The organism is Streptomyces sp. NPDC048441 (assembly GCF_043200235.1).
Lineage (GTDB): Bacteria > Actinomycetota > Actinomycetes > Streptomycetales > Streptomycetaceae > Streptomyces.
In genome coordinates this window covers 111,814-122,718 of the sequence record NZ_JBICXM010000012.1, presented here as the reverse complement: position 1 = coordinate 122,718, position 10,905 = coordinate 111,814, and the positions used below count along the sequence as shown (strand labels likewise).

The following is a 10,905-nucleotide window of genomic DNA, read 5'->3' as shown; positions in this document are numbered from 1 at the left end:
CTGGTGTAGCGGCATCGGTCTGGTTGGGGTTACGCGGCCGTGCCGGTATGTCCGTCCTCGCTATCGTCCGGTTGCCGCGTGGGTGCTTCGGCCCCGGAGTGCCGCGAACCGTGCTCCGGGCAGACATACCGGCACGTCCCCTGGCGAGCGCTGCCGACAGCAGGTGTTTCGGAGGGACCAACATTGCCGGGCAACGGGCGGGTGGGTGGGAAAGGCTTGTTCGGTGCAGGCGAGGCCGTGGGGCAAATGGGCGGGGGGCGTATGAGGCGCGGAGGGCGTGAGGAGTTGGGGGTGGTGGGGTGCCTCGGCGTGCTCGTTCTTGTGCTCTGCGCCGTGGCCGTGGGCGGACCTGGCTTGCTTGACCGGGCTTCGGGCAGCGCGCTTGCCTCGCGGCTCGAGCAGGTGCAGCGGGACGCGCCCGGCATCACGCACCGGATGCGGTTCGAACCGGAGGCGGAGAGGGTGGGGGAGAGTTCGCTGGGTGCCGATCTGCGGCGGTTCTCGAGCGTCATCGAGAATGCCACGCCTGCCGCTCTGCGTGGTGATCTCCTGCGTGACTCCACACGGATCGCACTGCCCACGGTGCGGATGGGTGGCGGCATCCAGTTGTCGTTGGTGTACGCCTCCGATGCGCCGGGCCGTACCGCCTATGCCGAAGGGCGGCCGCCTGTCGGGCGCGGGCGTGTCGTGGAGATTGCTGTCTCCACTCGCACCCGTGACGCGCTGAAGCTGCGGCTCGGTCAGGAACTCCGGCTCGGCCCCGGTGCGTTGGAGAATGTGGACGCGTCGGCACGGGTGGTCGGGTTCTACGAAGCCGAGGACGGGCGGCGGCTCTGGCGTGAGCAACCCGTGCTCGCGCGTACGGGGCTGGATCCGCGCGGCAGCGCGGTGCGGTACGCGGGTGCCCTGCTCGCGCCGCGTGGTGTCGAAGTGCTGCAGGCCCAGGCTCAGGCCGAGCTCACCGTGCTCTGGGGTATGCGTCTCGACCTCGGTGGGGATGCCGCACGTTTCGTCGGTGGTCAGGGGCAGCGCGACTTCGAGCGCCTTATGTTCCGCTATCCGGAGTCAGTGCGGCGCGTCACCTGTGATGCGGGGATGTACGGCGGTATGGCCTGCTCTCTTGGCTCGCATCCGGCCACGGAGATGGAGAGCGACACCGAACTGCCCGACGCCTTGGGCGAGTTCCAGCGGCAGTGGCGGCAGGGGAGTGTGGTGACCTCCCTCGCACTCGCCTCGGTGACGGCGGTCGGGCTCGCCGCCGTGGTGGTCGGGTCGCTGCTCTCCGTACGCCGTCGGCTCGGCGTCCATCGACTGCAACGCGCGCGTGGCGCGTCCGCCATGCAGATAGCCCTGGGGCGTGCCGTGCTGACCGCGCCTGTTGTGGTGCTGGGGTTCGCGGGCGGCTGCGTCGTGGCATCGGTGCTGCCGGGGGCGTCGTCCGCGTACGGGCGAGGGCTGCTCGTCGCCGTGTGCGTCTGGCTGTTGCTGCCCTCGCTGACCTGGTGGGCCGTGCGGGACCGTGCCCTCCTGCGGGACAAGGGGGGCGGTGGCGGTCGCCGTGCCGTCGCCGAGGTCGGTGTGGTGGTGCTCGCCGCGGGGGGTGTCTTCGCGCTGCGGGCCCGTGGTGCCGCGGGTGGCGCGGTAGGCGATCCGTTGCTTGCCGCTGTGCCCGCGCTGCTCGGGCTCGCCACGGTCGTGGTCCTTGTGCGTCTCTACCCCTTGCCGGTACGCCTCGGCGCACGCTGGGCCGCTCGGCGGCGCGGAGCCGTGGTCCTCATCGCGCTGTCCCGTGCGGCCAAGGAGGCTCCCGCGCGGGCGCTCGCGCTGCTTGTCCTGGTGGTGACCCTGGCCGGCGCCGTGTTCGGCGGTCTGGTCGCCGGGACGCTGACGGAGGGGCGGCGGGATGTGGCCGCCTGGCGGGTGGGCGCCGATGCCTCCTTCCTGGGAGCGGAGCGTGACCCCGACACCGCGCGGCGCCTGGCACGCGCGCGTGGGGTGCGGGAGACGGTGACGGTGCGGCAGCTGCCGGTCGATCCGGTGAGCGGGACGGACGGCGGGCGGTACGGGATCGCCAGCCTGGTGGGCGTCGACGCCGCGAAGCTGCGGTCCGCGGAGGGGAGTTCGGAGGCCGCCCGCGCACTACGGGACGCGGGGATCCATGAAGGGGGTCGCGGTCGTGGCATCCGCGTGCTCGCCGACGCCGCGAACGCTGGAGACCTGCTGACCATCACCGTGCATGGCAAGGAGCGGCGCCTGCGCGTCGTGGGCGCCCTCCCCGAGGCGGTGAGGCGCGATCCCGCGCTCGGTCCCCTGCGCGCCGCCACCGAGGCCAGGGACCACCTCCTGCTCGCCGACAACCGGGACCTCAAGGCCTTTGGCGTGGGCGAGTTCGAGGAGTCCGCCCTGCTGTTGTACGGGCCGCGCCTGGACCGTGACGAGCTGCGCTCCATCGTCCCGCGCACCGCGCCGGGCACCGCCACCGGAGAGCTGCGCATCCGCGCCGAGGAGCAGGCCGAGGCCGACGAGGACGGCCTGATCGCGGCTCTGACCGCCGCGCACACCGTATGCACCGCCCTGGCCGTGCTCCTCGCGCTGCTCGCCCTCGTACTCGAACTCCTGCTGTCCGCCCCCGCACGCGGCAGCACCGCGGCCCGGCTGCGCACGCTGGGGCTCGGCGGGCGCGCCACCGCTGGGCTGCATGTGCTCCAGCTGCTGCCCCTGGTGCTCGCGGCCGTGGCAGGCGGCGTCACGCTCGGCCTCACCCTGCCCTCGCTGCTCGGACCCGCCCTCGACCTGCGGGAGTTCACCGGCGGGCCCGCCGCGCCCGTCCTGCGGACCGACGTGCTGTTCATCGCGGCCCTGGCCGCCGGGACCTTCGCTCTGGTGGCCGTGGCCGTGGGCGTGGAGACATGGCTCGGGCGCCGGCGGGGGCTTGGAGCCGTGCTGAGACTGGGGAGGAACGATGACTGAACTCGCCGATCTGGAGGCCCGCGCGAGCGCCGCGCGCCGTCCCGTGGCGGACGGAGGCCTTGTCGTCTGCGACAACCTCGTACGCGTCTATCGCTCCGACAAGGTGGAGGTGCAGGCACTCCAGGGGCTCGACCTGGTGGTCGGGGACGGGGAGTGCGTGGCCCTCGTGGGTGCCTCCGGGTCCGGCAAGTCCACGCTCCTTTCGATTCTGTCGGGGCTCGATCTGCCGACCGCGGGGCGGGCGCGGGTCGCCGGACACGATCTGCTCTCCATGGGGCGCCGCGAACGCCTCGGCTACCGCCGGAACACCGTCGGCTTCGTATGGCAGCAGACAGGGCGCAATCTGCTGCCGTACCTCACCGCCCTGGAGAACGTCACGCTGCCGATGAAGTACGCGCGCGTGGCCCGTCGCGAGCGGGCGGCACGGGCGGCCGAACTCCTCGGTGTACTCGGCGTCGCGTACTGCCGCGACCGGCGGCCCGCCGAGCTGTCCGGCGGTGAGCAGCAGCGTGTCGCCGTCGCGGTGGCCTCCGCCAACGCGCCGCGCGTGCTGTTCGCCGACGAGCCCACCGGTGAGCTGGACACGGCCAGTGGCGAGGAGGTGTTCGCCGCCCTTCGCCGCGCCAATGAGGAGCTCGGCGCGACCGTCCTGGTCGTCACACACGATCCGCTCGTCTCCGGGCAGGTCCGCCGCACCGTACGCATCAGGGACGGCCGTACGTCCACGGAGACGCTCCGCGAACAGGGCGGAGCAGGGGAGGAGTTCACGGTTCTGGACCGGGCGGGGAGGTTGCAGCTGCCGCGCGACTACGTGGAGCGCTTTGGGCTGCGGGGGCGGGTGCGGCTCACGGAGGAGGCGGATCACGTAGGGGTCTGGGGCGAGGAGCGGCCGGACCCCTCACCACCCGGCCGCTGAGCAGCATCTCCGCATTCTCGTGCACAGCACCTTCAACTTCACGCCTTGACGGAAGCATGGTCCGTACCTATGGTCTCGGGCCAACACGCTTGTTCAGAAAGGCACTTGAAGTTCACATACGAGAATGGATGGCCCTTCGCATGGCCGACACCCCCACACCCGTGCGCCACCACCGCAGACGCCGCACGACAGTTCTCGCGACCATCGCCTCCGTAGCGGCCGCACTGGTCGCCGCCCTCCTCGCGTGGCCCGGCGCCGAGCGCGCCGACGCCGCGCCCAGCACTGACGCCGCGCCCAGCACTTTCGCCCACCCCGGAGTCGCCGTCTCCCGCGGCCAGCTGGACTTCACCAGGGAGAAGGTCAACGCCGGCGCCCAGCCCTGGAAGGGCGCGTACGACCAGATGATGGGGAGCAGGTACGCCTCCCTCTCGCGCACGCCGAAGCCCCGCGCGGTCGTCGAGTGCGGCTCATACTCGGACCCCAACTACGGGTGCACCGACGAGCGCGAGGACGCGATAGCCGCGTACACCACGGCACTCGCCTGGTACGTCACCCGTGACGACCGCTACGCGAAGAAGTCCATCGAGCTGATGGACGCCTGGTCCGGCACCATCAAGGACCACACGAACAGCAACGCCCCGCTCCAGACCGGCTGGGCGGGATCGTCCTGGCCCAGGGCCGCCGAGATCATCAAGCACACGTACACCGGCAGCTGGGGCAACTCGGGACGCTTCGCGACGATGCTGCGGAACGTCTATCTGCCCGAGATCATCAACGGCTCCAACTCCAACGGCAACTGGGAGCTCTCGATGATGGAGGCCGCCGTCGGCATCTCCGTCTTCCTCGATGACAAGGGGTCGTACGACAAGGCGATGGCGAAGTTCCGTACCCGCACCGCCGCGTACGTCTACCTCGCATCCGACGGTGAGCTGCCCAAGACCGTGCCCAGCCAGAACCTGGACACCCGCGCGAAGATCGTCAAGTACTGGCAGGGCCAGGGCACCTTCACCACCGGGCTCTCCCAGGAGACGTGCCGCGACTTCACCCACACCGGATACGGGCTCTCCGCGATCGCCCACGTCGCCGAGACCAGCCGCATCCAGGGCGACGACCTCTACAAGACGGACGTCGGCGAGCGGCTGCGCCAAGGCCTCGGCTTCCACGCCAAGTACGAGCTGGGCGAGGCCCCGCCGAGCTCGCTCTGCGGCGGCTCGGTCGACCGCGGCCTCGGCCCGGTCACGGAGGTCGGCTACAACGCCCTCCACGGCCGCCTCGGGCACGCCATGGCCAACACCCAGAAGCTCACCGAGAAGAACCGCCCGGCAGGCTCCAACAACCTGTTCGTCGCCTGGGAGACCCTGACCCACGCGGACAACCCCGGCTGATCCGGACCTTGTTCGGCCGGGCGTACGGTGACCATACTGGCGCCCGGCTCGACAGGACCGTACGGGGGAGTGGACATGGCGGAGAACGCGGTCGTCGTAGAGGATCTGCACCGGACGTACGGCAGCGGCGCGTCCGCCGTGCACGCCCTGCGCGGTGTCTCCTTCGCCGTCCCGCGCGGTGAGCTGGTCGCCCTGAAGGGGCGCTCGGGCTCCGGCAAGACCACCCTGCTCAACCTCGTCGGCGGGCTCGACACCCCGGACGCCGGGAAGATCACCGTCGACGGGCGCGAGCTCGCGGGCCTCGGTGAGAACGGCCTCCTGGAGCTGCGGCGCGACCACGTCGGCTTCATCTTCCAGTCCTTCGGACTCATCCCGATCCTCACCGCCGCCGAGAACGTCGGCGTGCCCCTGCGGCTCCGCAAGACCGAGCCTCGCGCGCGCGAGGAGCGCGTCGCACTCCTGCTCGCCCTCGTCGGCCTCGCCGACCATGCCGAGCAGCGCCCCGGGGAGCTCTCCGGAGGGCAGCAGCAGCGCGTGGCGATCGCCCGCGCGCTCGCCAACAAGCCCTCCCTGCTCATCGCGGACGAACCCACCGGGCAGCTGGACGCGGAGACCGGACTCGCGGTGATGGAGCTGCTTCGCGCGGTCGTCCGCGGCGAGGGCGTCACCGCACTGGTCGCCACGCACGACGCCGCGCTGCTCGACCTGGCCGACCGGGTCCTCGAACTGAGCGACGGCGAGATCGTGGAGCACTGAATCCCCCGTTGATCCCCCGCTGATCCGCAGCTGATCCCCGCGGCAGGGCGCGGACCTGCACATCAGGGTTGCGTCAAGGAGCGCCCTCTCGCGCACCCTCGTCCGATTTGTGGGAATTATTGGCCGTAAGGTCGACGCTGCGTACAGAGCGGATTCAGGAAGACAATGGGGCCATGGCACGCGGCAAGCTTCGGATATACCTCGGTTCGGCACCGGGCGTCGGCAAGACGTACGCGATGCTCTCCGAGGCGCATCGCCGCATCGAGCGCGGCACCGACTGCGTGGTCGCCTTCGTGGAGCACCACAACAGGCCGCGCACCGAGGTGATGCTGCACGGCCTGGAGCAGCTGCCCCGCAAGGACCTGGAGTACCGCGGCAGCCACTTCACCGAGATGGACGTGGACGCCGTCCTGGAGCGGGCGCCCGCCGTCGCCCTCGTGGACGAACTGGCGCACACCAATGTCCCCGGCTCGCGCAATGCCAAGCGCTGGCAGGACGTCGAGGAACTTCTCGCCGCGGGCGTCGACGTCGTATCGACCGTGAACATCCAGCACTTGGAGTCCCTCGGCGACGTCGTCGAGTCGATCACCGGCGTGCGCCAGCGCGAGACCGTGCCGGACGAAGTGGTGCGGCGCGCGGACCAGATCGAACTGGTCGACATGTCGCCCCAGGCGCTGCGCCGCCGCATGGCCCACGGCAACATCTACAAGTCCGACAAGGTCGACGCGGCCCTGTCCAACTACTTCCGGCCAGGCAACCTCACCGCCCTGCGCGAGCTCGCGCTGCTCTGGGTCGCCGACCGGGTCGACGAATACCTCCAGCAGTACCGGGGCGAGCACGACATCCGCTCCACCTGGCAGGCCCGCGAGCGCATCGTCGTCGGCCTCACCGGAGGACCCGAGGGCCGTACGCTGATCCGCCGCGCGTCCCGGATGGCCGCCAAGGGCTCCGGCAGCGAGATCATGGCCGTCTACATCGCCCGCAGCGACGGCCTCACCGCGGCATCGCCCAAGGAACTCGTGGTCCAGCGCACCCTCGTCGAGGACCTGGGCGGCACCTTCCACCACGTCATCGGCGACGACATACCGGCCGCCCTGCTCGACTTCGCGCGCGGTGTCAACGCCACCCAGATCGTCCTCGGCTCCTCGCGCCGCAAGACCTGGCAGTACGTCTTCGGCCCCGGCGTCGGCGCGACCGTGGCCCGCGAATCGGGCCCCGACCTCGACGTCCACATCGTCACGCACGACGAGGTCGCCAAGGGGCGCGGCCTGCCCGTGGCACGCGGGGCACGCCTCGGGCGCTCCCGGAGCATCTGGGGCTGGCTGGTGGGCGTCGGCGGCCCCGCCCTCCTGACGCTGCTCCTGACCCACGTCGACGCGGAACTCGGCCTCGCCAACGACATGCTGCTCTTCCTGACGCTCACCGTGGCCGCCGCGCTCGTCGGCGGTCTCCTTCCGGCGCTCGCGTCGGCGGCGTTCGGCTCGCTCCTCCTGAACTACTACTTCACGCCGCCCCTGCACCTGTGGACGATCTCCGACTCCAAGAACATCGTCGCGATCATCGTCTTCGTGAGCGTCGCCATCTCCGTCGCCTCCGTGGTGGACCTCGCCGCCCGGCGCACCCACCAGGCCGCGAGGCTGCGCGCGGAGTCGGAAATACTCTCCTTCCTCGCGGGCAGCGTGCTGCGCGGTGAGACGAGCCTCGACGCCCTCCTGGAGCGGGTGCGCGAGACCTTCGGCATGGAGTCCGTGGCTCTCCTGGAGCGCGAGAGCGACGTCGCCCCCTGGACCTGCGCGGGCAGCGTGGGGCCCCGGCCGCTCCAGCGCCCCGAGGACGCCGACGTGGACATGCCGGTGGGCGACCACACGGCACTCGCGCTCTCCGGCCGCGTGCTGCCCGCCGAGGACCGCCGGGTGCTCGCCGCGTTCGCCGCACAGGCCGTCGTCGTCCTGGACCGCAGGCGCCTCCAGGACGAGGCGCAGCGGGCCCGCACTCTCGCCGAGGGCAACCGCATCCGCACCGCGCTGCTGGCCGCCGTCAGCCATGACCTGCGTACGCCCCTCGCGGGCATCAAGGCCGCCGTGTCGTCCCTGCGCGCGGACGACGTGGCCTGGTCCGACGAGGACCAGGCCGAGCTCCTCGAAGGCATCGAGGACGGCGCCGACCGCCTGGACCACCTGGTGGGCAACCTCCTGGACATGTCACGCCTGCAGACCGGCACCGTCACCCCGCTGATCCGCGAGATCGACCTCGACGAGGTCGTGCCGATGGCGCTCGGCGGCGTCCCCGACGGCAGCGCGGAACTGGACATCCCCGAGACGCTGCCCATGGTCTCCGTGGACAAGGGCCTCCTGGAGCGCGCGGTTGCCAACATCGTCGAGAACGCGGTCAAGTACAGCCCCGACGCCGAACCGGTCCTGGTGTCCGCGAGCGCGCTCGGCGAGCGCGTCGAAGTGCGCGTCGTGGACCGCGGTCCTGGCGTCCCGGATGCCGCAAAGGACCGCATCTTCGAGCCGTTCCAGCGCTACGGTGACGCTCCGCGCGGCGCGGGCGTCGGCCTGGGCCTCGCGGTCGCCCGCGGCTTCGTGGAGGCCATGGGCGGCACGATCACCGCGGAGGACACCCCGGGCGGCGGTCTCACCATGGTCCTCACGCTGCGGGCGGTGACGGGCCTGCCGCAGGTCCGCGCCGACCTCTCCACACAGGTCACGTCATGACCGCCGACACGGCCGCAACCGACAAGCCCGAAAGGCAGGCACGTATGCCGCACTCTCCAGGGGGAGACCCCAGGATCCCCACGAGGGTGCTCGTGGTCGACGACGAGCCGCAGATCGTACGCGCCCTCGTGATCAACCTGAAGGCACGCAAGTACGACGTGGACGCGGCCCCGGACGGAGCCACCGCGCTCCAGCTCGCCGCCGCCCGCCACCCCGACGTGATCGTGCTCGACCTCGGCCTGCCCGACATGGACGGGGTCGACGTCATCAGGGGCCTGCGCGGCTGGACGCGGGTCCCGATCCTGGTGCTCTCCGCGCGGCACAGCTCGGACGAGAAGGTCGAGGCGCTCGACGCGGGCGCCGACGACTACGTCACCAAGCCGTTCGGCATGGACGAGCTCCTTGCCCGGCTCCGTGCCTCCATCCGCAGGGCCGAGCCCACCGGAGCGGGCGAGGACGACGTGATGGTGGACACGGAGGACTTCACGGTCGACCTGGCCGCGAAGAAGGTCAACCGCGACGGACGCGACGTACGCCTCACGCCCACCGAATGGCATCTGCTCGAAGTCCTGGTGCGCAACACCGGGCGCCTGGTCAGCCAGAAGCAGCTGCTCCAGGAGGTCTGGGGCCCTTCGTACGGTACGGAGACGAACTACCTGCGCGTCTACATGGCACAGCTGCGGCGCAAGCTGGAGGCGGATCCCGCGCATCCGCGGCACTTCATCACCGAGCCGGGGATGGGTTACAGGTTCGAGCGATGAGTCAAGGGTCGAGGGTGAGCTGAGCGGGCATAAGCACAGATGAGCGCACCCACTGCGGCTCTGTCGGTGACCCCCGGTACGCTTCCTGTATGAGTGCTGTTCCTGGTTCAGAGAAGCCGGCAGGCCGCTTCCGGCGCATGCTCGACCGGCTGTCCTCCTCCCAGGAGGACCTGGAGTCGGAAGAGCTGCGCGAGGACGCCGAAACGGCGGGATGCACCCGCATCGGAGACTGCCACGACCGCCAGATAGTCACGGTTACTGGTACCTTGCGCACGGTCACCCTGCGGCCACGCGCCGGGGTCCCGGCCCTGGAGGCGGAGCTGTTCGACGGCTCCGCGGCGCTGGACGTGGTGTGGCTCGGCAGGCGCTCCATAGTGGGGATAGAACCGGGGCGCAAGCTGATCGCGTCCGGCCGGGTCTCGATGAGCCGCGGCCGCCGGGTGCTCTTCAACCCGAAATACGAACTCAGACCCCTCGGACGGGAGTAGCCGGTGACGTCCCTCGACAAGCCGACGGACCAGGGAACCACGGATGAGGAAGCCGATTCCAGGGCCGTGACCGAAGCCGCGCTCTTCGAGGCCTTCGGCGGCGTGCGGGGCATGGTGGAGACCGTCGTCCCCGGCCTCCTCTTCGTGACCATCTTCACGATCAACAAGGACCTGCACATGTCGGCCATCGCGGCCCTCGCGGTGTCCCTGGTGCTCGTGGTGGTCCGCCTGGTCACGAAGGACACCGTCAAGCACGCCTTCAGCGGCGTCTTCGGCGTCGCCTTCGGTGTGGTCTTCGCGATGATGACCGGCAATGCCAAGGACTTCTATCTGCCGGGGATGCTCTACACCCTGGGCCTCGCCCTCGCCTACATCATCACGACCCTCGCGGGCGTCCCCCTGATCGGCCTCATCCTCGGCCCGGTCTTCAAGGAGAACCTCTCCTGGCGCACCCGCAACCCGGGCCGCAAGAAGGCGTACGCGAAGGCCAGTTGGGCCTGGGGCCTGATCCTGCTCGGCAAGTGCGCGGTCCTCTTCCCGATGTACTGGTGGGCGGACACCACGAAGTTCGGCTGGGTCCTGATCGCCCTGAAGATCCCGCCTTTCCTGCTCGCCGTCTGGCTGACCTGGGTCTTCCTCGCTAAGGCGCCGGCGCCGATCGACGTCTTCGCTGAGATGGAGGCGGAGGAGAAGGCCGAGAAGGAGCGGAAGGCTGCCGCCAGGGGTGAGGTCTAGCCCCGGCTTCGGCTGCCGTTGATCACCGGCTTCGCCGAGTTCGTCCTCAATCGCCGGACGGGCTGAAACGGAGATGGGGGGGGGGCGGGGGGGGCCCCCCCGCCCCCCCCCCCCCCAAAAACCCCCCCCCCCCCCCCGCGCCGCCCCCCCCCCCCGCCCCCCCCCACCCCCCCCCCC

8 protein-coding genes are annotated in these 10,905 nt (G+C 70.9%); all 8 read left to right on the top strand.

Annotated elements, in window-relative coordinates; translation table 11 throughout:
* Positions 1 to 309 precede the first annotated feature (309 nt).
* The 8 genes from ACGFSB_RS27450 (at position 310) to ACGFSB_RS27415 (ending at position 10,728) form a co-directional block, all read left to right on the top strand.
* Positions 310 to 2,970 carry a hypothetical protein gene (locus ACGFSB_RS27450; protein WP_393404529.1) on the top strand — a complete coding sequence of 887 codons (2,661 nt, stop codon included), beginning with the start codon at positions 310 to 312 and terminating at the stop codon, positions 2,968 to 2,970.
* Positions 2,963 to 3,886: an ABC transporter ATP-binding protein gene (locus tag ACGFSB_RS27445; RefSeq protein WP_393404526.1), complete on the top strand. Its 924-nt coding sequence runs from the start codon at positions 2,963 to 2,965 to the stop codon at positions 3,884 to 3,886. Before ACGFSB_RS27450 ends, ACGFSB_RS27445 begins: the two co-directional genes overlap by 8 nt.
* Before the next feature lie 140 nt (positions 3,887 to 4,026).
* A complete protein-coding gene (locus ACGFSB_RS27440; RefSeq protein ID WP_393404523.1) occupies positions 4,027 to 5,271 on the top strand; it encodes an alginate lyase family protein in 1,245 nt (414 codons plus the stop codon).
* A 75-nt stretch (positions 5,272 to 5,346) separates the two neighbouring features.
* Positions 5,347 to 6,027 carry an ABC transporter ATP-binding protein gene (locus tag ACGFSB_RS27435; protein ID WP_393404520.1) on the top strand — a complete coding sequence of 227 codons (681 nt, stop codon included), beginning with the start codon at positions 5,347 to 5,349 and terminating at the stop codon, positions 6,025 to 6,027.
* Positions 6,028 to 6,200: 173 nt separating this feature from the next.
* Positions 6,201 to 8,744, top strand: coding sequence for an ATP-binding protein (locus ACGFSB_RS27430; protein WP_393404517.1), 2,544 nt, complete (start codon positions 6,201 to 6,203; stop codon positions 8,742 to 8,744).
* 44 nt (positions 8,745 to 8,788) lie between these two features.
* Positions 8,789 to 9,505: a response regulator gene (locus ACGFSB_RS27425; protein WP_393404890.1), complete on the top strand. Its 717-nt coding sequence runs from the start codon at positions 8,789 to 8,791 to the stop codon at positions 9,503 to 9,505.
* Between the two features lie 89 nt (positions 9,506 to 9,594).
* Entirely contained in the window at positions 9,595 to 9,993 is a 399-nt protein-coding gene (locus tag ACGFSB_RS27420) for an OB-fold nucleic acid binding domain-containing protein (protein WP_383285488.1), read from the top strand.
* Between the two features lie 3 nt (positions 9,994 to 9,996).
* Entirely contained in the window at positions 9,997 to 10,728 is a 732-nt protein-coding gene (locus ACGFSB_RS27415) for a DUF3159 domain-containing protein (protein WP_393404513.1), read from the top strand.
* Positions 10,729 to 10,905 lie beyond the last annotated feature (177 nt).